The organism is Pseudomonas sp. G166 (assembly GCF_037027455.2).
GTDB lineage: Bacteria > Pseudomonadota > Gammaproteobacteria > Pseudomonadales > Pseudomonadaceae > Aquipseudomonas.
Map to the genome: position 1 here is coordinate 4,112,451 of NZ_CP146985.1, position 19,848 is coordinate 4,132,298.

A 19,848-nucleotide genomic window follows, 5' to 3' on the forward strand; every position below is an offset into this window, starting at 1 on the left:
CGGAGGCTGTGATGCCGTTGCTGTACGAAACCCACGATGACATCGCGCAGGTACAGATCGACGGCGAGCTGACGATCTACACCGCCGCCGACCTGGCCACGCAGTGGCTACCGCACCTGGGGGCAACGCCACACATGGAACTCGACCTGTCACAGGTCACGGAAATGGACGGCGCCGGATTGCAACTGTTGATGATGGTCCAGCGCGAAGCTCCCAAGGCCGGTACCCGACTGACGCTGACCGGCCGTAGCAAAGCCGTCACGGAAACACTCGCCCTGTGCAACCTGGTTGCCTAAAGGCCCCGCAATACGTCGGACACGACAAAGGATATGAGCGTGAGCATCAATCTCGATCAGGCACAACAAACGTTCATCGTCGAGGCACGGGAACAGTTGCAGGCAATGGAGGAGTCCTTGCTGCAACTGGAAACCGACCCCGAGGACGATGATGCGATCGGCGCGATCTTCCGGGCGGCCCATACGATCAAGGGTTCGGCCGGATTGTTCGGCCTGGAACCGATCGTCAGCTTCACCCACATCGTCGAAGATGTGCTCGATCGTCTGCGTGACGGTAGCGTCGCCGTGGACCCAGGCTTGATCGCCGTGCTGCTCAAGTCCGGCGATCATATGCTGGAGCTGATCGACGTGGTCGCCAACCAGGGCTCGACGTTGCAGCCCCCTGCCCTGGCCCGGGAAATGGAGCTGTGCCAGATCCTCCAGGAATACCAGGCGCCGCCCTCGGCGCCAGACACCAAGCCCGCCCAGGCCACCGGCACCGAAGCAGCCGAGTCCAGCGAAGCGGTCCTCTGGCACATTTCCCTGCGTTTCGGCCAGGAGGTTTTCCGCAACGGCATGGACCCCTTGTCGTTCCTGCGCTACCTGCAAACCCTCGGTGAAATCGTCGACATCACGACGCTGACCGAGGCCTTGCCCGCGCTCGAGGAGTGGGATGCCGAGTCCTGCTACCTGGGCTTTGAACTGGACGTGCGTTCCAGCGCCCCTTACGCGGCGCTCAACGAAGTATTCGATTTCGTCCGTGAAGACTGCTCGGTCGAGATCTTCGCCGTCGACGAGCCACCCGACATCGCGATACAGACCGGCACCGGCTTGCTGGCACAACAACAGCAAGACAACGCCGAGAGTACTGGCATGGTCACCACCGGCGAGCTGATGGCCGACCAACGCTCGACGTCTCGTGTCCCCGCCCAGATAGCGGACAAGAGTGAGAACAAGGCCAAGGACGGCAGCTATGTGCGGGTCAACGCCGACAAGCTGGACGAGTTGATCAACCTGGTGGGGGAACTGGTCATCGCCAGTGCCGGTGCCAGCCTGCTGGCGCGTACCTGCAACAACGATCCGTTGCAGGAGTCCACCTCGACGGTGTCGGCCCTGGTGGAAGAAATCCTCGATGGCGCCCTGCGCCTGCGCATGATCCCCATCGGCGAAACCTTCAACCGGTTCCGTCGGGTGGTGCGCGATGTCAGCCAGGAATTGGGCAAGGACATCGACCTGATCATCAGCGGTGCGGAAACCGAACTGGACAAGACCGTGGTGGAAAAAATCGGCGATCCGCTCATGCACCTGCTGCGCAACGCCATGGACCACGGTATCGAAACCGCCGAGGCACGCCTGGCGGCCGGCAAGCCGGCCAAGGGGCATCTGCACCTCAATGCCTATCACGATTCGGGCAGCATCGTGCTGGAAATCGCCGACGACGGTGCCGGCCTGAACCGCGATCGAATCCTGGAAAAGGCCCAGGAGCGTGGTTTGCTCGCCCCAGGCGCGAGCCCGACCGACCAAGAGATTTACAACCTGATCTTCGAACCCGGCTTCTCCACCGCCCAGGCCGTCACCAACCTTTCGGGACGTGGCGTGGGTATGGACGTGGTCAAGCGCAACATCACCCTGCTGCGCGGCACTGTCGACCTCGACAGCCAACCGGGCAAGGGCACCGTGGTGCGCATTCGGCTGCCGCTGACCCTGGCGATCATCAATGGTTTTCTGGTGGGCATCGACCAGTCCACTTACGTCATCCCGCTGGACATGGTCCAGGAATGCATCGAACTGAGCGAAGTCGATGGGCTGGCCAGCCGTGAACAAGGCTACCTCGATCTGCGCGGCGAAGTGTTGCCCCTGGTCTACCTGCGTGATCACTTCAACCATGAAGGCCCGGCCTCGCGCCGGCAGAACGTGGTGGTGGTGCGTTACGCCGAACTCAAGGCCGGGCTGGTGGTGGATGACTTGCTGGGTGAATTCCAGACCGTCATCAAGCCCCTGGGCAAGCTGTTCGGTGCCCTGCGCGGCATCAGTGGCTCGACCATCCTGGGCAGCGGCGCCGTAGCGTTGATTCTCGACGTGCCGGCGCTGCTCACCCAGATCGCACAGATAGAAAACCGCTACACCTCAACTCAATTACAACAAGCCACTGCTCGCTGACGCTTTAGCAATTCCATGGAGAGGTACTTCCCAATGAAATGGTTCTACGATCTTAGAATCGCCACCAAACTGATCACTTCATTTCTGGTGGTGCTGGCCCTGACCGCCGCCATGGGGGGGTTCGCGATCCTCCAACTGGGCGAGGTGAACGGCACCACCATCGATATCCGGGAAAACTGGATGCCGTCCATGCGCGCCGCCTCGGGCATGCGTTTCTACGCGGCGAATTATCGCCTCAAGGAAAACCGCCATATCACCGCCGATTCCGAGCAGGAACGCGTGACCATCGAGAATGAAGCGGAAGAAGCCAAAAAGGCCTTTGAAACGCGCATGGCGACCTATGAAAAACTGCTCTCCAACGCAGAAGACCGCCAACTGTTCGAAACCACCCGCAATGACTGGGCCGCGTACCTCACGGTGAGCAAGGACCTGCTCGCGCTGTCCCGGCAGAACCTGACCGAACAAGCCCATGCACTGCTCAAGAGCGAGTCCAAACGTCAATTCGAGCTGGTGACCAGCGATTTGCAAAAAATGGTGGAGCTCAATGATGTAGGGGCAGGTAAAGCCAGCGAGCGTGGCGCAGCGCTGTTTGAAAAATCGCGTCTGTCGATCATCGCCGTGCTGGTCGCCGCCCTGCTGGTGGGCCTGGGCCTGGCGCTGTTCATTTCGCGGATTATCTCACGGCCATTGAAACAGGCCGCAGCCGTCGCCGAACAATTGGCCGAAGGCAACCTGAATGCAAAAATCGAAAGCGGCTCCAAGGACGAAACCGGCATGGTGCTCAACGCCATGCAGAACATGGTCGGCAAGCTGTCCCACATCATCGGTGAGGTGCGCAACGCAGCGGACAACCTGGCCAGCGCCTCCGAAGAAGTCAGCGCCACCGCGCAATCCATGAGCCAGGCCACCAGTGAACAGGCGGCCAGCGTCGAGGAAACCAGCGCCTCCATCGAGCAGATGAGCGCCAGCATCAACCAGAACACCGAGAACGCCAAAGTCACCGACGGCATGGCCAGCAAGGCCGCCAAGGAAGCCACCGACGGCGGCGAATCGGTGCAGCAGACCGTGGTGGCGATGAAGAAAATCGCCCAGCGCATCAGCATCATCGACGACATCGCCTACCAGACCAACCTGCTGGCGCTCAACGCCGCCATCGAAGCGGCCCGCGCCGGTGAACATGGCAAAGGCTTCGCCGTCGTCGCCGCCGAAGTGCGCAAACTGGCCGAACGCAGTCAGGTGGCGGCCCAGGAAATCGGCGAGCTGTCCTCCAGCAGCGTTGACATGGCCGAGAAGGCCGGGCATTTGCTCAACGAGATGGTACCGTCCATCAACAAGACCTCGGACCTGGTGCAGGAAATCAGCGCCGCCTCCGAAGAGCAGGCCGCTGGCGTGGCGCAGATCAACACCGCCATGACTCAGCTCAACCAGGTGACCCAGCAGAACGCCTCCAGCAGCGAAGAGCTGGCCGCCACCGCCGAGGAAATGAGCAGCCAGGCCGAACAGCTGCAACAGGCCATGAGTTTCTTCACCCTGGACACGCCGCCCAAGTCGGCCGGCCAGCCCCTGAAGGTGGACAACACGCCTGGCCCGTCCAGCCGCAAACCGACCCGAGCCGCCGTGCCCGCATTGCCCAAGGCGTTTGCCTACAGCATGGCCAGCGCTCCGGACGAATCCGAATTCACCCGGTTCTGACGGTCCGATCCCACAGGCTCGCTTAAAGGAGATAAAGGCATGGGTGCCATCGCAACCACACGTCACGCCGCCATCGCGGTTGAGGAAGAAGCGCAATACCTGACGTTTATGCTCGGCACGGAAATGTTTGCCATCGGCATTCTGTGCATCAAGGAAATCATCGAGTACGGCAACCTCACCGTGGTGCCAATGATGCCGTCCTTTGTGCGTGGGGTAATCAACCTGCGCGGCGCGGTGGTGCCAGTGGTGGACTTGTCGGCCCGGTTCGGCCGGCAGAATTCGGCGATCACCCGGCGCTCGTGCGTGGTGATCATCGAGGCCAATACCGAGGACGGCCACGCCCAGGACATCGGCCTGTTGGTCGACACGGTGTCGGCAGTGCTGGAGATTCCCGCATCGCAGATCGAACCTCCACCGAGTTTCGGGGCGAAGATCCGCGCCGACTTCATCAGTGGCATGGCCAAGGTCGATGGTAAGTTCGTGATCGTACTGGAGGTGGGCCGGGTGCTGTCCATCGACGAAATGTCCCAACTCGCCCAGACCAGCCCTGCAGCGCTGGAAGTCGATGCCCAGTGAACGCCGATACCTGCAAGGAACGCACATTGAATTCACTGGCCCTCAGTGATCGAGAGTTCAGCCAGTTTCAATCCTGGTTGTACCAGGCCGCGGGCATCAACTTGTCCCCGGCCAAGAAAGCCCTGGTCGCCGGGCGGTTGTTCAAACGTCTAAAACACTACGAACTGGGCAGCTACGGCGAGTATTTCAAACTGATCATGAACGGCCAGCGCACCGATGAACTGCAAGTGGCGCTGGACCTGCTCACCACCAACGAGACCTACTTTTTCCGCGAGCCCAAGCATTTCGATTTCCTGCGCCAGCATGTGCTGCCCCACGCAGTGCCGGGCAAGACCTTTCGCCTGTGGAGTGCGGCCAGTTCGTCGGGCGAAGAACCCTACAGCCTGGCCATGACCCTGGCCGAAGGCTTGGGCACCACGCCCTGGGAAGTCATCGGCTCAGACATCAGTACCCAGGTGCTGGCCAAGGCCCGGGCCGGGCATTACCCGATGGAACGCGCCAGTAACCTGCCCCATCCGCTGCTGGTGAAATACTGCCTCAAGGGTACCGGCAGCCAGCAAGGCACGTTTCTCATCGATCGGACGTTGCGCAGCCGGGTCAATTTCATCCAGGTCAACCTCAACGACACACTGCCGGATCTGGGGGAGTTTGATGTAATTTTCCTGCGCAACGTCATGATCTACTTTGACCAACCCACCAAAAGCAAAGTGGTTGCCCGATTGATCCCCCGGCTCAAGCCCGGCGGGTACTTCATCGTGAGCCATTCGGAGAGCCTCAACGGCGTGTCCGATGCGTTGAAACTGGTGGCCCCCTCGATTTATCGCAAACCATGAGCGTCGCGATGAGGGAAGTGGCCGAGATGTACCTGGCGCCGGGGGAGTTTCGCTTCGCCACCTGCCCAACCCGGCTGCGCACCATCCTCGGCTCTTGCGTGGCGATCACGCTGTGGCATCCCGAGCGCAGGATCGGTGGCATGTGCCACTTCATGTTGCCCAGTCGGGTGCGCTGCTCCAAGGCGCTCAACGGTATGTACGCCGACGAAGCCATCGAACTGTTCATTCACCAGGCAAAGGCCCATCACACCGATCCCGAGGATTATCAACTCAAGCTGTTCGGCGGAGGTGAAATGTTCCCTGAACTGCAACGCCAAGTGCCGTTCGGTAACGTAGCGCGGTCGAACGTTAACGCGGCGCTGGAAATCGCCGCCCTCTACCGCCTGGACCTGATCGCCCAGGACATGGGTAGCACCGGTCATCGCAGCATCATCTTCGACCTTTGCAGTGGCGATGTGTGGGTCAGGCACCAACCAATAAGGACCCGGCATTAACCATGTCAAAAAAGATAAACGTACTGCTGGTGGATGACTCCGCGGTGGTTCGCCAGGTGTTGCTGGCGATCCTCAGCGACACGCCGGACATCCACGTCATGGGCGCTGCCTCCGATCCGATTTTTGCCATGGACAAACTGGCCCGCGAATGGCCCGACGTGATCGTGCTCGACGTGGAAATGCCGCGCATGGACGGCATCACCTTCCTGAAAAAAATCATGAGCGAACGCCCCACGCCGGTGGTGATTTGTTCTTCGCTAACCCCCAAAGGCGCGGAAACTACCTTGCAGGCGATGGCCGCCGGAGCGGTGGAGATCATCACCAAGCCCACCAGTGGCTTGAAGAGCTTCCTGTTGGAGTCAGCACCGGAACTGGTGGCGGCGATCCGCGCCGCGGCCCAGGTCAACGTACGCAACCTGGGCAAGCGCCCCGCCCCGGTCGTGCTGACGCCCGCCACCAAACTCACCGCCGACGCCATGCTCCCCGCTGCCAACGGCCATGCCATGGCGCAGACCACCGAACGCATCGTTGCCCTGGGCACCTCCACCGGTGGCACCCAGGCCCTGGAAGCGGTGCTCACTGCCCTGCCGCGAGTGTGCCCCGGCATCGTCATCGTCCAGCACATGCCGGAAAAATTCACCGCCTCGTTCGCCGCCAGGCTTAACAGCCTGTGCCAGATCGAAGTGCGCGAAGCCCGCAACAACGACCGTATCCACCCAGGCCTGGCGCTGATCGCCCCCGGAGGCAAACACATGATGGTGACCCGCAGCGGCGCGTTCTACCACGTGCAAGTGGTGGACGGCCCGCTGGTCAACCGTCACCGTCCTTCGGTGGATGTGTTGTTCCGCTCAGTGGCCAAATTCGCCGGCCGCAACGCCACCGGCATCATCATGACCGGCATGGGTGACGACGGCGCCCGTGGCCTGAAGGAAATGCTCGACGCCGGTAGCACCACCGTGGCCCAGGACGAAGCCAGCTGCGTGGTCTTCGGCATGCCCAAGGAAGCGATCAAACTCAACGCCGCGCAGCGGGTGATGGGCTTGCAGGAGATTGCGCAGGTGATCTTGCACAAGTAACAAGACCCCATCACATTCACCTGCCCCACACCAACCCCGTCGATGATCGTTCCCATGCTCTGCGTGGGAATGCAGCCCCAGGATGCTCTGCGCCCCTTCAAGAGTCGAACGCGGAGCGTCCGTAGAGGCGTTCCCACGCAGAGCATGGGAACGATCGATTGACCGGTCGATCACTTGGAGTGTTTTTTGGGGCTGCTGAGTAGCCCAGCCCCTCGCCACAGCCTATACGGGCGAAATCGTCGCCAGCACGCCGATCAAAAGGGTCAGTGCCAAAAACCCACCTAGAAAAATCGCCATCTTCGCCATGAGCACTCCTGAAGCAAAAAATTGCAGTACACGGGCGGCCTGATAGGCCAGCCGCGTGGCTATTCTGGGGTGGGAGCTGGGTGCATTACAGAGGCAGCTGTAACAGCAAAATACGGATCAGACGAAAAGCGTAGCCCTCGCCGCGCGTTTTTCTGTGAGCCAACCTGGTCTGCACGACTCCGGTTTCATCGACGCTCAATAACCCCGTTGGTTATATTCACAAGAAAACGAAGTGGCCACCTCGAACATCATCGACTTTTTGAAATCACACCACTCATGTACTGATTTAAATCGCGCAGGCTCTCAACCCGCCAAGCGTACGGCGGTAGCTTTACACCATTCTCTCGCAAAGTTCTTGGAATCAAGTCTCCATTTGGGCGAAGTATTATCGATGACACAATTACACCCGGATAATCATTTAGCCGTTTCTTGAAAGCGGGCGTTGTAAGGTCGGGTGTAGGGGGATTGCTCTTATTAGCCAGCGGCCCTGTTCCTTTGAGGTCTGCTCCATGACACATGGCACATCTTTGCAAATAGAGGTTTTTCCCATTGGCACTATCCGCGAGGGATAACGATGTTTGAATGAGCGATAACATTCCTAGCGAAGCGATGAATACTATTTTCATTTACGTTTTCGTGTGGCCTGGGTGGAAGAATCAGATCTGAGTCGCGGGCAAACGCCCGATGGCTTTTTGTGACCGGCCAGCAGGCGCCTGAGCAAAGCCTGCGACCGTGGTTAGAAATCGGCCATTCTCCCTTCCGGATGACCATGCTTGCAAGGATCACCCAAAGGGGCCAATGAACAATTTCGGCTGGAAACGAGGGAAACTGCCCTCCGATATACCAAAGTATATTTTCATGTCCCAAGGCATTCTGGCCATATTCGAAGACACCCCCTAATCTTGCCGGACATTTAACGCGCCAGGTCGAGCACACTTTAATTTCACGACTTCCAATGGCCGCTGGCGAGGTCACACCCTGGCTTTTAATCGTGTTAACAGAGGTGATCAATGCGCCCTTCATTCCCTGCGCCGGCACTTACTTCCTTTAAAAACAGGGAACAAGCCGCTACCACTTCCTGGTTGGCGGATATTGCGCTGTTCAGCATTCTGCTGCTCTTGGCTGCGTTCATAGGGTATGGCCTCGATCAAATGAGCCAGCCCCTCGGCGCCCTTGATTCCTCGCCGCTATCCCTTGATCTGGTCCACTTGCCGGAATATACCCTGCGCACCACGTTGCGCATGTTCATCGCCTTGTTTGCTTCATTTATCTTTTCTGTAGTCGTTGCCACATTGGCCGCCAAAAGCCGCAAAGCGGCAATCGTTATCCTGCCCGCCCTGGACATTCTCCAATCCGTGCCGGTACTTGGCTTTCTCACCTTTACCGTCGTGTTTTTCATGGGGCTTTTTCCCGGCAAGGAAACCGGCGTGGAATGCGCGGCGATCTTCGCCATTTTCACCAGCCAGGTCTGGAACATGACCTTCAGCTTCTATCAATCACTGAGAACCGTGCCTCACGACCTTTATGAAGTCAGCCGACAGTTCTCGTTTTCGCCATGGCAACGGTTCATCAAGCTCGAGCTGCCCTTCGCGACGCCGGGACTGGTGTGGAACATGATGATGTCGATGTCGGGCGGCTGGTTTTTTGTGGTTGCCTCCGAGACGATCACCGTGGGCGATACAACTGTCAGTTTGCCGGGCATCGGCTCATGGCTGGCCTTGGCAATCGCGCAGCAAAATATTGCCGCGATTGCTTGGGCAGTGTTGGCCATGGTCGGGGTGATCATTGCGTATGACCTGCTGTTTTTCCGGCCGATCGTTGCCTGGGCGGACAAGTTTCGCTTCGAACAGACCGCCTCCCAGAAGCGCCCACGGTCCAGGGTTTACGATCTGCTGCGCTCGACACGTCTTGTGCCCTGGGTGCTGCAAGCACTGACTGGCATCAAGGCCGCGTTATTCCTGGACAAGCTTCCCCGGCTGCCTCGGCTCGGCTTCAAGCCCAGTGCCCGCTTCAGCCGTGCATCCGAGGTGGTCTGGATCGTCCTGGTCGTCGCGGCCTGCATGATCGGCATCCTGCAATTGTCGCGCTTCATTGGCAGCACCCTGGGTTTGGAGGACGTGATCAGCACCTTTGGCCTGGGCCTGGCCACCCTGCTGCGAGTCGCCGTGCTAATCGTCCTGGCCAGCGTGCTTTGGGTGCCCATCGGCGTCTGGATCGGCTTGAACCCGCGCTGGGCCGAGCGCTTGCAACCCGTCGCGCAGTTGCTGGCGGCGTTCCCGGCCAACGTCCTGTTTCCGTTTGCGGTGATCGCCATCGTCGCCCTGAAGCTCAACCCGGATATCTGGCTGTCGCCGCTGATGGTGTTGGGCACCCAGTGGTACATCCTGTTCAACGTGATTGCAGGGGCCAGCGCGTTGCCCACCGATTTGCGCGAGGCGGCGCGCAGCTTCCACGTGCGCGGTTGGCAGTGGTGGCGCCAAGTCGCGCTGCCCGGCATTTTCCCCTACTACGTCACCGGCGCCCTCACCGCAGCGGGTGGCTCGTGGAACGCCAGCATCGTCGCCGAGGCGGTTTCCTGGGGCAACGAGCATCTCTATGCCTGCGGGTTGGGGGCTTATATCGCCCAGGCCACCGCGGCGGGGGATCTGCAACGGGTGGCGCTGGGGGTTTCGGTCATGTCGATTTTCGTGGTGGGTTTCAACCGGTTGCTGTGGCGTCCGCTGTACGGTTTTGCCGAGCGTCGGCTTCGAATTGATTGAGGGTCAAGCAATGGAAGTGATAGACAAGCGTTGCCTCGTCGACGTGCAGCAACTGGGACATGTCTATGGCACGGCGGGCGGTGCCGAGCGAGTGGTATTGGACAACGTCTGCATGCACCTGGACGACGGGGAAATCGTCGGCCTGCTGGGGCGCTCGGGGTCTGGAAAGTCGACCCTGCTGCGCTCCATCGCCGGCCTGATTTCACCCACCACCGGCATGGTTGGTTTTCCGGCCAATGCGCAAGGGGTTTCGAGTTCGGTACGCATGGTATTCCAGAGCTTCGCCCTGTTCCCCTGGCTGACCGTGCTGCAGAACGTCGAGATCGGCCTCGAGGCCCTGGACGTGGCGGCCCCGGAGCGCCGACGTCGGGCCTTGGCCGCCATCGACATGATCGGCCTCGATGGTTTCGAAAGCGCTTTCCCGAAAGAACTGTCCGGCGGCATGCGCCAACGCGTCGGCCTGGCCCGGGCCCTGGTGGTCGCCCCGGATGTGCTGTTGATGGACGAGCCGTTTTCCGCGCTCGACGTATTGACCGCCGAAACCCTGCGCACTGACCTGCTGGAGTTGTGGGGCGAGGGGCGGATGCCGATCCGCTCCATCTTGATGGTTACGCACAACATCGAAGAAGCCGTGCTGATGTGCGATCGAATCCTGATTTTTTCCTCCAACCCGGGGCGGGTCATGCAGGAAATCAGCGTGGACCTGCGTCAGCCGCGCAATCGCACGGACCCGGCCTTCCAAGCCTTGGTCGAGCACATCTATGTGCAAATGGCCGGGGGAGCGAATGCCGGCTCGCCACGCCAGGGCATGTTTGCAGGCGCGGGCATGGGCATGGTCTTGCCGACGATTTCCACCAACGCCCTGGCTGGGCTGATCGAAGCGGTGCAGGATCAGCCGTTTGCCGGCCAGGCGGATTTGCGCGAGCTCGCCGCGGTATTGCGCTACACCGCCAGTGACCTGTTTCCGGTCGCCGAGGTGCTGCAACTCATGCGCTTGGCCAGCATGCAGGACGGCCACATAACGCTGCTGCCGGCCGGGCAACGCTACGCCGACTCCACGGTGGATGAGCGCAAGCAACTGTTCGCCCAGCACTTGCTCAAATACGTGCCCCTGGTGGGGCATATCCGCAGAGTGCTGGACGATCGCCCTACCCGCACGGCACCGGCCAGGCGTTTTCGCGATCAGCTGGAGGACTTCATGTCCGAGCACGACGCCGCCAATACCCTGGATTGCGTCACGCAATGGGGACGCTACGCCGAGCTGTTTGCCTATGACGAAGTGGCCGATCTGTTCAGCCTGGACAATCCATCCTGAGTTGGCGGTATAAACTGCGTGGATCAGGCCCGAGCGTTGGAGCGATGCGAGATGAACACCCCATGAGAAGCACCCAGATGACGCTTCGCCTGCTGCTGTTACTGGGGTTGGCGCTGGGCATTGCCGCAATCGATACCGTCACCGATCTGGAAATTGCGGTCGGGGTCTTCCAGATCGCAGTGGTGCTGATCGCCGTGCGGATCCTGCCAGCGCGCGCAGTGGCCGGCGTAGCGGTCATCTGCATGATATTGACGATCCTGAGTTATCGGTTCACGCGCTTTGGCGACACCGAGGCCGGGCTGATCAATGTGTTGATCAGCCTTGCGGCTATAGCCGGCACGACGTACCTGGCGCTACGCCTGTCCGCCGCGATCCGTACGGTGCATCAGACCCGCGCCCACTTGGCGCACATTGCCCGCATCAACATGTTGGGCGAGCTCGCTGCCTCGATTGCCCACGAAGTCAACCAGCCATTGGCGGCGGTGGCCACCAGCGGCGGCGCCTGCCTGCGCTGGATGGCCACCGAACCGCCCAACCTGGTCAAAGCCCAGCAGGCCGTGGAACGAATCATCGCCGACACCCATCGGGCCAGTGAAATCATTGCCCGCTTGCGCAGCATGGCCCGGCATCAAGCGCCGACCAAGCAATGGCTGAACGTGGCCGACACGGTCAACGCCGCGCTGCGACTGTTGGCCGGAGAGCTGAATGAGCAGAACATCACTCTGCACGTGCATGTTCAGGAGGGCCTGCCACCGATGCTCGCGGACGAGGTGCAAATCCAACAAGTCATCCTCAACCTGGCGATGAATGCGCTCGAGGCGATGCGCCAGGTAGACGTCGAGCGCCGGATCCTGCAATTTGATGTGGCGCTGGAGTCACGCCAGCAACTGTTGTTTTCGGTTTCCGACCAGGGCAGCGGTCTATCGCCAAGCGACCGAGAGCGAGTGTTCGAGGCCTTCTACAGCACCAAGCAGGATGGCATGGGGATGGGGTTGGCGATCAGCCGCTCAATCATCGAAGCCCATGACGGTCGTCTCTGGGCCTCAAGCGATCCGCAGACGGGCGCGACCTTCCACTTCACCCTGCCAGCCGTTACAAGGGAATCCGATGAGCCAAACTGACGTTCATGACCTTGCCGAATCGATGATCTACATCGTCGACGATGACAGCTCAGTGCGCGAATCGCTGCAAGACCTGCTGGCCTCGGTGGGCCTGACGAGCCTGGCCTTCGGCTCGGCCCGTGAGTTCATGGACGCCGACCTGCCGGATGTTCCTGCGTGCCTGATCCTCGACGTACGCATGCCCGGTTTGAGCGGGCTGGATTTCCAGCAGGAAATGGCCCGGCTGAATATTCGCGTCCCGGTTGTGTTCATCACCGCCCATGGCGACATTCCCATGTCAGTCAAAGCCATGAAGGCCGGCGCCCTGGAGTTCCTGACCAAACCGTTCCGCGAGCAGGACCTGCTCGATGCAATCAGCCTGGGCCTGGACCGCGACAAGGAACGGCGCAAGGCTTCGGCGCTGGTGGACGACTTGAAACGCCGTTATACCGGGCTGACTGACGGGGAACGGGATGTGATGGAGCTGGTGGTCTCGGGGCTGCTGAACAAGCAAGTGGCCGCCCAGTTGGGTTTGAGCGAGGTGACCGTGAAAGTGCGGCGCGGCGCCTTGATGCGCAAGATGGAGGCAGACTCGTTGGCGGCGCTGGTCAAGATGTCGGAAAAACTCAAGGACGTCAGCGGCACATAGCAACGGGTCGCTGATCACAGCTATCATGCCGTTCGCCCTGCTGATGGGCGATGTTGCAGCCCACCTCAAGGACTCAGGTATGAATCTTCTGCCGTCACGCGCCACCCTCCTCGTCTCCAGTCTCTTGTTCAGTTCGCTGTGCCTGGCCGAAGGCGAGCCAACCGACGGCAGCCTCATCAAGGACTCGACCAAGTCAGCCGTCTCAACGTTCATTACCGCCGGCAAGAACCTGCTGGGCGGCGTCAGCGAGGGCGTGCTCGATGGCCGCGAGTCAGTCCAGGGCACCGATGGCGCCGCGATCGTTGCCTCTGGCGAGCAAATGAAAGACCGCATCGCGGTCGAGGTATTGAAGCTCGAACCCAGCGATGAGAACTACACCATCACCCTCGGCTTCAAGAACAGCACCGACACCCAACTGCGCCTGATCAACCTCGGCCAGACCGGCGTGCTGCTGGCCATTGACCAAGCGGGTTATGCCAACCGCCTCACCGGCCTGGACAACCCGGACGAAGTCACCATTCCGCCGAAGACCGCCGTGCGGCAGAAATTCGTGTTCGAAGGCATGAATGAGGCGGTCAGCACCGTACGGGTGTGGGGGCAGGATTACCCGGTCAAGAAATAATGCACCCGCTCGTTCGGATGATCGTTCCTACGCTCCCGCGTGGGAATGCATCCCGTGACGCTCTGCGTCACCCTCCAGAAGCGGAACGCGGAGCGTCCCTGGCGGCATTCCCACGCAGAGCGTGAGGAACGATCGTTCGAAGTTGTAGGCATAACGCAACCTGTGGCGAGGGGATTTATCCCCGCTGGGCTGCGCAGCAGACCCAAAAACCGCGCAGCAGAACAAGGACTCATTGATAAACCCCCAGCTCAATCCGGGCCAGATAATCCTCTACTACCTGAAAGCCCGGCGGGTTATCGATCAGCTCCAATGGCACCTGATCGTCCAGGTACGTGCAGGGCCTCCTCAACCAGTCTTCAGCCAACCGTTGACCACCGAAAACATCGGTGGCGTGCCGGATGCCACACGGAGCACCGAGACAACGCCAGATCGTAAGACCGGTGTTTCCGAAGGCCAACCCTAAAAAGTTGTCAGAGACTTCTGCGTTTTATCCCAAAGCGGTCGCCTGTCCGTAGGACGCTGCTCCGTGGTCCCTCATCCAACTTCATTGCCTACATCCACGACAGAATCAACCGACTTTTGCCCCACTCCCCGGCTCAAGCCTCAACGCCAGCACGCTCATCAACACAATCACCGCCCCAACAACAACCATCATTGACGGGCGCTCGGCCAGCACCAAAGAAGCCATCAACATCGCCGTGGGCGGTATCAGATAAAGCGCCATGGAGGCGCGGCTCACGTTGCTGTGTGCCAACACGTAGGCCCAAGCAAGGTACGCCAGCGCGCTGGGAAAAATACCCAGGATCAACACCGCCAGATTCACCGAAGCCGAAGCCTGTCGCGCCGCGCTCAATATCCCCGGCGCGGAAATGAACAACAGGAGTGTGCCCGACCAGACGGTGTAACAAACCACGGTCAAACCGTCGTAGCGATGGGAGTGGCGCTTTTGCAAAGCGAAATACAGGCTCCAGGACAGCGCCGCCAACAGGATCAATAGTCCATGGGCGTCCATGTCACCCAAGCCACGATCCCCCGCGACGACCACGCCAGCGCCAAGCAAGCCGCACAGTACACACCCCCACTGCCACCCGCCGACTCTTTCCTTGAAAACAAAACTCGCCAGTAACGTGCTGAACAAAGGCGTGGACTGGGCCAACACACTGGCCGCCCCGGCACTGACGCCCCGCTGGCCGCAATTGAGGGCGATGTGATGCAGACTGACGGCAAAGAAACCCAACACCGCCAGCAATGGCAGATCCCTGATACGCGGCAGGGAAATGCCCTTCACCATCGCGACAAGAGCCATGAACGCCGAAGCAATGAGAAACCGCATCAACGCCAGTTGACCGGGTTCGTAAGCCTGCAAGCCGATGCGAATGCCAATCGGCGAATAGGCCCAGCAAAGAATCACGAACATCGTCGCCAGGAAAATTTTCGCACCAGGTTTGCTGGAAGAACCTTCAAACGGCACACAGCGCATTTCCATCGAGAGTTCCTGCTCACTGAGCGTCTGGCTGATTTGCCCCGAAGTATCGAAACCACCTCCCATCAGCACAAGTGACTTAAACTCAGCCAATCATTCACTTTTGGTGAGCTATGGAACTGTCCCAACTGCGCATGCTCAAGACGGTCTGCGACACCGGCAGCATCGCCCGCGCCGCCGAACTGCTGCACTGCGTGCCGTCCAACATCACCGCCCGCCTCAAATCCCTGGAACGGGAACTCGGCACGCCGTTGTTCTTCCGCGAAGGTCGCGGGCTGCGGGTCAGCCCGGCGGGTGAAGTGTTCCTGGAGTACGCGACAAAAATACTGAACCTGACAGAAGAGGCCCGCCGCGCAGTAGCCCCCACCCGCGCACCGAGCGGCCCGTTGCGCATTGGCGCGATCGAGTCCAGCGCCACGGGGCGCCTGCCTCAGTTGCTGGCCAAATACCACGCGCAGTACCCGCAAGTGTCACTGGAGCTGAGCACGGGCACCTGGGCGCAGTTGCTGGACGATATCCAGCATCACCGGCTCGACGGCGTGATCGTAGCGGTCGACGTAGAGCGGCCGGGGCTCAAGCGAGCCGTGATGTACCGCGAAGACCTGGTGCTCATCGCGTCTGAGTCTCATGGCCCGTTGCGCAGCGCGACAGATTTGCGAGGCAAGGCTATCTTCATGTGGCCCACGGGCTGTCCATACCGGTTAGCGCTGGAGCAGTGGCTGCTGCGTCATGAGCAAATGCAACCGATCATCAGCATCGCCAGTTATGGCGCCATCGTTGGCTGCGTCAGTGCGGGTGCAGGCGTCTCGCTGGTGCCTCGGGGGATCTATGAGCAATATCGCCAGGGGGCTGGTTGGACGGGGTATGAATTCCCAGAGCTGACGGGGATCGACAACCTGTTTTACTGGCACGAAAACGCTGGTCGGCATCCCGCCAGAGAAGCGTTTTTGACGATGTTGCAAACGGAGTTCGAAGGCTAGCCGCACCGCCGTCGCATGTAAGAGCGCTATCAACCAGATGATTGAAAGTCTGCGCAAGTCGTTCAAGACTCTGTCGGTATCTGATTTTTCCCAAGCAAGCGTTGATGACGAAGCTCGGAGTACTACTGATCTTTAAGTGAGGGAGTCATGACAATGTTTGATAAACACGACAAGGATGCCAAACAGCAAAACGCCTCAACCGACAGCGCACCACCCAGCAGCTTGCTTTACGGATCATGGCTGAATGAACCGAAAATCCACCGTTCACTCAGCGAAACCACACTGGAAATCCTGACGGACGAGCAAACTGACTTCTGGCGTGAAACCCACTACGGATTCACCCACGACAGCGGCCATTTCCTGGGCGTTGAAGCCCCTTCCAATTTCACATGCCAGCTCCGTATTCGCGGCACCTTCGAGGCCCTATACGACCAAGCCGGCATCATGGTCCGGGTCAACGAGCGGCAATGGATCAAGGCCGGGATCGAGCTGAGCGACGGGCAAGCCATGCTCAGCAGCGTTCTCACGGATGGAAAGTCCGATTGGGCGACCAGCCCTTATGCAGCAGACCCCAGCGACTTCTGGGTGCGCGCCACGGTCGCGGATGGCGTGCTGCGGCTACAGGTTTCGTCCGACGGAAAGCGTTGGCCTCTGGTGCGGTTGTGTCCCTTCCCTGTCGCGCCGGGCTACCGGGTCGGCCCGATGGCTTGCAGCCCCAAGAGAGGCGGATTGAAGGTGCTTTTTTCGGACTGGAAGCTCGGGCCCGCGCTTGCCAAGGATCTGCATGATTTGTCCTGAGCGCTTCAGACAGAGCGGTCCGCTGAAGTCGGCGTGACCGGACAGTTTCTACAGATCCTGAAAACCTCTGAAGACTGCTCTACCCACTCAAAACCAAAGACAGGTCCGGGTACCTAGCGCATATGAAGTCCACGAATGCGCGAACCTTTGGAGGCGCAAGGCGCCTGGAGGTATGCAAAACCCAAAGCGCTGGCTCTGTGCCCGACACCGTGCCCCACTGAACCAGCTCGCCACAGGCAAGCTGACTCCCGGCGATGGATTGGGGAATGAGGGCAACACCGCCACCGGCGACAGCGGCATCGCGGACCATCAGCAGCGAGGAAAATCGCAGCTTCGGGATCGGTTCCAGAACCAGCTGCCCACCATCGAGACGCCATTGGGTGGGCTGGAACGTCGACGTCACGATGGCGGGAACGGCACGGATCGCGCCAGGCACGGGCTTGGGTATTTGGGGCGCCGCCACGACGACCAACCGGTCCTTGGCGAAGCACCGGCCGACCAGGTTGCTGTCCGGGCTCGGGTTGATCCGAATGGCGACGTCGAACTGTTCCTCCACCAGATCCACCATGCGATCTTCCGCCACGACTTCAATTTCGACCTGCGGGTAGGCCGCGCAGAATTCGGCCCCGATGCGACCCATCGCGAGTTGGGAGAACAGGACCGGAGCAGCCACTCGCAAGCGACCACGAGGTGTCGAAACACCCTCGCGGGCCGCCGTCATGGCTTCGGCGACTTCACTCAGCGGGCCTTCAGTTCGAGACACCAGTCTCTCGCCAGCTTCGGTGAGTTTCAGACCGCGGGCGCTGCGCTCGATCAGCCTCACACCCAGTTGCTCTTCCAGGTCGGAAATTCGGCGCGACAGCGTGGCCTTGGAAATACCGCTGGCGCGGCTGGCCTTCCCCAGCCCCTCATTGGAGGCGACGAGGAGGAAATCGATCAGCGCGTTCAGATTCATGCTGTTCCATTTTTGAAACGATGTGTCTGGATTCTGGCGTCTTCGTTTTTCAAGTGCAACGCAATACTGTCTCGTCATCGAAGCTTGATCCGATGAAGACCGTTAACACGCTGTACTGATCCGCCCCAACGATCGCGCTGACGCAGGTCGTTGCGAACCCCAAAATCCCATGCAGGAGTTTCAAATATGAGCATTCTCGTCATCGGTGCCACGGGCACTATTGGTTCACTCGTCACCCAAGGCCTGGCTGACGCGGCCGCCGAGGTCAAGGCGCTTGTGCGCCAGGCGGGCAAGCGGGAGTTTCCGGCAGGCGTCACTGAAGTCGTCGCGGACCTCACCGATGTCGCGTCGATGCGCGCTGCGCTGTCGTCGGTGCGTACGCTGTTCCTGCTCAATGCCGTCACCCCCGATGAGGTCACCCAGGCCCTCATCACCTTGAACCTTGCTCGCGAGGTTGGCATCGAGCGCATCGTTTATCTGTCGGTGATCCATGCCGATACGTTCACCAACGTCCCGCACTTCACCGGCAAGCACACGGTCGAGCGCATGATCGAAACCCTCGACATCCCCGCCACCATCCTGCGCCCGGCGTATTTCATGCAGAACGACCGCATGGTCCAACAGACGATCCAGGACTACTCGGTCTACCCGATGCCAATCGGTTCGGCGGGTGTCTCGATGATCGATGCACGCGATATCGCTGACGTCGCCGTGGCCGAGTTGTTGCGACGCGACAGGAGCTCTTGCGCGCTGGATCGGGTCACGCTGGAGTTGATCGGGCCGCAAGCGCTGACCGGTCTCCGTGGCGAAGATCTGGAGCGCCGCCCTGGGTCGCGAGATCGCCTACGGAGGTGATGACGTAGCCGCTTTCGAAGGGCAACTGGCTGCGTACGGTCCCGCCTGGCTGGCGTATGACATGCGCTTGATGATGGCGGCGATTCAGGCATTCGGCATGCAGGCCGCCGAAGGGACGGTGGAACGGCTCCAGACCCTCATTGGCCACCCGCTACGCACCTATGAAGACTTCGTGCGCGAGGCCGTTGCCGGGGTTTGAACAGCCATGGCAAAAGGGGGCGGATTAGCCAACTGCCCCCTGCCTCGGCGAAACCGTCAGTAAAGCGTGCTCGCAATGCGCCCTGGCAAGGCCTTGTCGTAAGCGTCGCCATCTACTTTCGAGGGGCAAATGCGCTTGAACACCTCACCTGCGGTGGGCAGTGCGCTGCGTTCGATCTGCCGTGTCACATCCCACAGCCCCGCCCTGATCACAGCCCTGCTGCACTGGAAGTAAACGCTGGCTACGGTGATCTCCAACACCGTTCGAGGGAGCTGCCCATTCACCGCGAACCGAGCCAACAGCGCTGGCTCGACCGATATCCTGGCCGTGCCGTTCACGCGCAAGGTTTCCCCTACACCAGGCACGAGAAAGAGCAGCGCAACCCGGGGGTCCTCAACGATGTTGCGCAGCGAATCGATGCGGTTGTTGCCGCGGCGGTCGGGCAAATACAGGGTCTTGCTGTCGTGGACATGAACGAACCCGTTCGCGTCGCCTCTCGGCGAGGCATCCAGCCCTCCGGGGCCTGAGGAAGCGAGGATCACAAAGGAAGCAGCCGCTATGAAGGGCTGATAAACCGGATGGATATGGTCGACTTCCTTGAGGATCGAGGGCGCCGCGACGGGGCCGTAAAGGCTTTCCAGCGCTTGTGTGGTGGTGATGTAGGCGCTGCTGTCGTTGTCGCGTTCCATGCTCATCTCCTCTGTAGATGTCTGAAAAATCG

At 60.4% G+C, this 19,848-nt stretch carries 18 protein-coding genes and 2 pseudogenes; 15 read left to right on the forward strand and 5 right to left on the reverse strand.

Going from position 1 to position 19,848, the window contains the following annotated elements:
• Positions 1-11: 11 nt before the first annotated feature.
• From SGN16_RS17765 to SGN16_RS17795, 7 genes are read left to right on the forward strand one after another with little or no spacing between them, the layout of a single operon-like run.
• On the forward strand, positions 12-296 hold the full coding sequence (locus SGN16_RS17765; RefSeq protein ID WP_210639304.1) for an STAS domain-containing protein: 285 nt from the start codon (positions 12-14) through the stop codon (positions 294-296).
• Between the two features lie 39 nt (positions 297-335).
• On the forward strand, positions 336-2,435 hold the full coding sequence (locus SGN16_RS17770; RefSeq protein WP_335945729.1) for a chemotaxis protein CheA: 2,100 nt from the start codon (positions 336-338) through the stop codon (positions 2,433-2,435).
• A gap of 33 nt (positions 2,436-2,468) precedes the next feature.
• Positions 2,469-4,127, forward strand: a complete 1,659-nt coding sequence (locus SGN16_RS17775) for a methyl-accepting chemotaxis protein (RefSeq protein ID WP_335945730.1) — start codon at positions 2,469-2,471, stop codon at positions 4,125-4,127.
• A 39-nt stretch (positions 4,128-4,166) separates the two neighbouring features.
• Positions 4,167-4,703, forward strand: a complete 537-nt coding sequence (locus SGN16_RS17780; protein WP_210639307.1) for a chemotaxis protein CheW — start codon at positions 4,167-4,169, stop codon at positions 4,701-4,703.
• On the forward strand, positions 4,700-5,536 hold the full coding sequence (locus SGN16_RS17785; protein WP_210639308.1) for a protein-glutamate O-methyltransferase CheR: 837 nt from the start codon (positions 4,700-4,702) through the stop codon (positions 5,534-5,536). The genes SGN16_RS17780 and SGN16_RS17785 overlap by 4 nt, the downstream gene beginning before the upstream one ends.
• Positions 5,533-6,030 carry a chemoreceptor glutamine deamidase CheD gene (gene cheD, locus SGN16_RS17790; protein ID WP_210639309.1) on the forward strand — a complete coding sequence of 166 codons (498 nt, stop codon included), beginning with the start codon at positions 5,533-5,535 and terminating at the stop codon, positions 6,028-6,030. Before SGN16_RS17785 ends, cheD begins: the two co-directional genes overlap by 4 nt.
• Before the next feature lie 2 nt (positions 6,031-6,032).
• The gene (locus SGN16_RS17795) at positions 6,033-7,106 is read left to right on the forward strand and encodes a chemotaxis response regulator protein-glutamate methylesterase (protein WP_210639310.1); all 1,074 of its coding nucleotides are present in this window, start codon (positions 6,033-6,035) and stop codon (positions 7,104-7,106) included.
• A gap of 554 nt (positions 7,107-7,660) precedes the next feature.
• On the opposite strand, the gene SGN16_RS17800 is transcribed toward SGN16_RS17795, so the two are convergent.
• Complete coding sequence (locus tag SGN16_RS17800; protein ID WP_210639311.1) at positions 7,661-8,038, reverse strand: cytochrome c; 378 nt, start codon at positions 8,036-8,038, stop codon at positions 7,661-7,663.
• A gap of 525 nt (positions 8,039-8,563) precedes the next feature.
• Here SGN16_RS17800 and SGN16_RS17805 point away from each other — a divergent pair.
• From SGN16_RS17805 to SGN16_RS17825, 5 genes are all read left to right on the forward strand, one after another.
• On the forward strand, positions 8,564-10,171 hold the full coding sequence (locus SGN16_RS17805; protein ID WP_335945731.1) for an ABC transporter permease subunit: 1,608 nt from the start codon (positions 8,564-8,566) through the stop codon (positions 10,169-10,171).
• A 10-nt stretch (positions 10,172-10,181) separates the two neighbouring features.
• Entirely contained in the window at positions 10,182-11,486 is a 1,305-nt protein-coding gene (locus SGN16_RS17810; RefSeq protein ID WP_335945732.1) for a nitrate/sulfonate/bicarbonate ABC transporter ATP-binding protein, read from the forward strand.
• Between the two features lie 77 nt (positions 11,487-11,563).
• Positions 11,564-12,607, forward strand: coding sequence for a sensor histidine kinase (locus SGN16_RS17815; protein WP_339101705.1), 1,044 nt, complete (start codon positions 11,564-11,566; stop codon positions 12,605-12,607).
• On the forward strand, positions 12,594-13,235 hold the full coding sequence (locus SGN16_RS17820) for a response regulator transcription factor (protein WP_335945734.1): 642 nt from the start codon (positions 12,594-12,596) through the stop codon (positions 13,233-13,235). The genes SGN16_RS17815 and SGN16_RS17820 overlap by 14 nt, the downstream gene beginning before the upstream one ends.
• 79 nt (positions 13,236-13,314) lie before the next feature.
• Positions 13,315-13,857, forward strand: coding sequence for a hypothetical protein (locus SGN16_RS17825; RefSeq protein ID WP_335945735.1), 543 nt, complete (start codon positions 13,315-13,317; stop codon positions 13,855-13,857).
• A gap of 229 nt (positions 13,858-14,086) precedes the next feature.
• Here the strand turns inward: SGN16_RS17825 and SGN16_RS17830 are convergent.
• Positions 14,087-14,257, reverse strand: a pseudogene (locus tag SGN16_RS17830) (MbcA/ParS/Xre antitoxin family protein); the annotation flags it as partial.
• Positions 14,258-14,425: 168 nt separating this feature from the next.
• On the reverse strand, positions 14,426-15,343 hold the full coding sequence (locus SGN16_RS17835) for a DMT family transporter (protein WP_335945736.1): 918 nt from the start codon (positions 15,341-15,343) through the stop codon (positions 14,426-14,428).
• Positions 15,344-15,453: 110 nt separating this feature from the next.
• Here SGN16_RS17835 and SGN16_RS17840 point away from each other — a divergent pair, with 110 nt between their 5' ends.
• Positions 15,454-16,320, forward strand: a complete 867-nt coding sequence (locus SGN16_RS17840; protein ID WP_335945737.1) for a LysR substrate-binding domain-containing protein — start codon at positions 15,454-15,456, stop codon at positions 16,318-16,320.
• A 153-nt stretch (positions 16,321-16,473) separates the two neighbouring features.
• A complete protein-coding gene (locus SGN16_RS17845) occupies positions 16,474-17,118 on the forward strand; it encodes a DUF1349 domain-containing protein (protein ID WP_335945738.1) in 645 nt (214 codons plus the stop codon).
• A gap of 79 nt (positions 17,119-17,197) precedes the next feature.
• Here SGN16_RS17845 and SGN16_RS17850 read toward each other — a convergent pair whose 3' ends face one another.
• Positions 17,198-18,073 (reverse strand): LysR family transcriptional regulator, encoded by an 876-nt coding sequence (locus tag SGN16_RS17850; RefSeq protein ID WP_335945739.1) that lies wholly within the window; start codon positions 18,071-18,073, stop codon positions 17,198-17,200.
• Between the two features lie 186 nt (positions 18,074-18,259).
• Between SGN16_RS17850 and SGN16_RS17855 the strand changes: the two are divergent.
• Positions 18,260-19,127, forward strand: a pseudogene (locus SGN16_RS17855) (NmrA family NAD(P)-binding protein).
• A 56-nt stretch (positions 19,128-19,183) separates the two neighbouring features.
• Here SGN16_RS17855 and SGN16_RS17860 read toward each other — a convergent pair.
• A complete protein-coding gene (locus SGN16_RS17860; protein WP_210639321.1) occupies positions 19,184-19,816 on the reverse strand; it encodes a pyridoxamine 5'-phosphate oxidase family protein in 633 nt (210 codons plus the stop codon).
• Between the last annotated feature and the right edge of the window lie 32 nt (positions 19,817-19,848).

Coding starts and splice junctions, on each gene's coding strand:
- SGN16_RS17765 (WP_210639304.1), top strand. CDS start 12: ATGCCGTTGCTGTACGAAACCCACGATGACATCGCGCAGGTACAGATC.
- SGN16_RS17775 (WP_335945730.1), top strand. CDS start 2,469: ATGAAATGGTTCTACGATCTTAGAATCGCCACCAAACTGATCACTTCA.
- SGN16_RS17780 (WP_210639307.1), top strand. CDS start 4,167: ATGGGTGCCATCGCAACCACACGTCACGCCGCCATCGCGGTTGAGGAA.
- cheD (WP_210639309.1), top strand. CDS start 5,533: ATGAGCGTCGCGATGAGGGAAGTGGCCGAGATGTACCTGGCGCCGGGG.
- SGN16_RS17795 (WP_210639310.1), top strand. CDS start 6,033: ATGTCAAAAAAGATAAACGTACTGCTGGTGGATGACTCCGCGGTGGTT.
- SGN16_RS17800 (WP_210639311.1), bottom strand. CDS start 8,038: ATGAAAATAGTATTCATCGCTTCGCTAGGAATGTTATCGCTCATTCAA.
- SGN16_RS17805 (WP_335945731.1), top strand. CDS start 8,564: ATGAGCCAGCCCCTCGGCGCCCTTGATTCCTCGCCGCTATCCCTTGAT.
- SGN16_RS17810 (WP_335945732.1), top strand. CDS start 10,182: ATGGAAGTGATAGACAAGCGTTGCCTCGTCGACGTGCAGCAACTGGGA.
- SGN16_RS17815 (WP_339101705.1), top strand. CDS start 11,564: ATGACGCTTCGCCTGCTGCTGTTACTGGGGTTGGCGCTGGGCATTGCC.
- SGN16_RS17820 (WP_335945734.1), top strand. CDS start 12,594: ATGAGCCAAACTGACGTTCATGACCTTGCCGAATCGATGATCTACATC.
- SGN16_RS17825 (WP_335945735.1), top strand. CDS start 13,315: ATGAATCTTCTGCCGTCACGCGCCACCCTCCTCGTCTCCAGTCTCTTG.
- SGN16_RS17835 (WP_335945736.1), bottom strand. CDS start 15,343: ATGGAAATGCGCTGTGTGCCGTTTGAAGGTTCTTCCAGCAAACCTGGT.
- SGN16_RS17840 (WP_335945737.1), top strand. CDS start 15,454: ATGGAACTGTCCCAACTGCGCATGCTCAAGACGGTCTGCGACACCGGC.
- SGN16_RS17845 (WP_335945738.1), top strand. CDS start 16,474: ATGTTTGATAAACACGACAAGGATGCCAAACAGCAAAACGCCTCAACC.
- SGN16_RS17850 (WP_335945739.1), bottom strand. CDS start 18,073: ATGAATCTGAACGCGCTGATCGATTTCCTCCTCGTCGCCTCCAATGAG.
- SGN16_RS17860 (WP_210639321.1), bottom strand. CDS start 19,816: ATGGAACGCGACAACGACAGCAGCGCCTACATCACCACCACACAAGCG.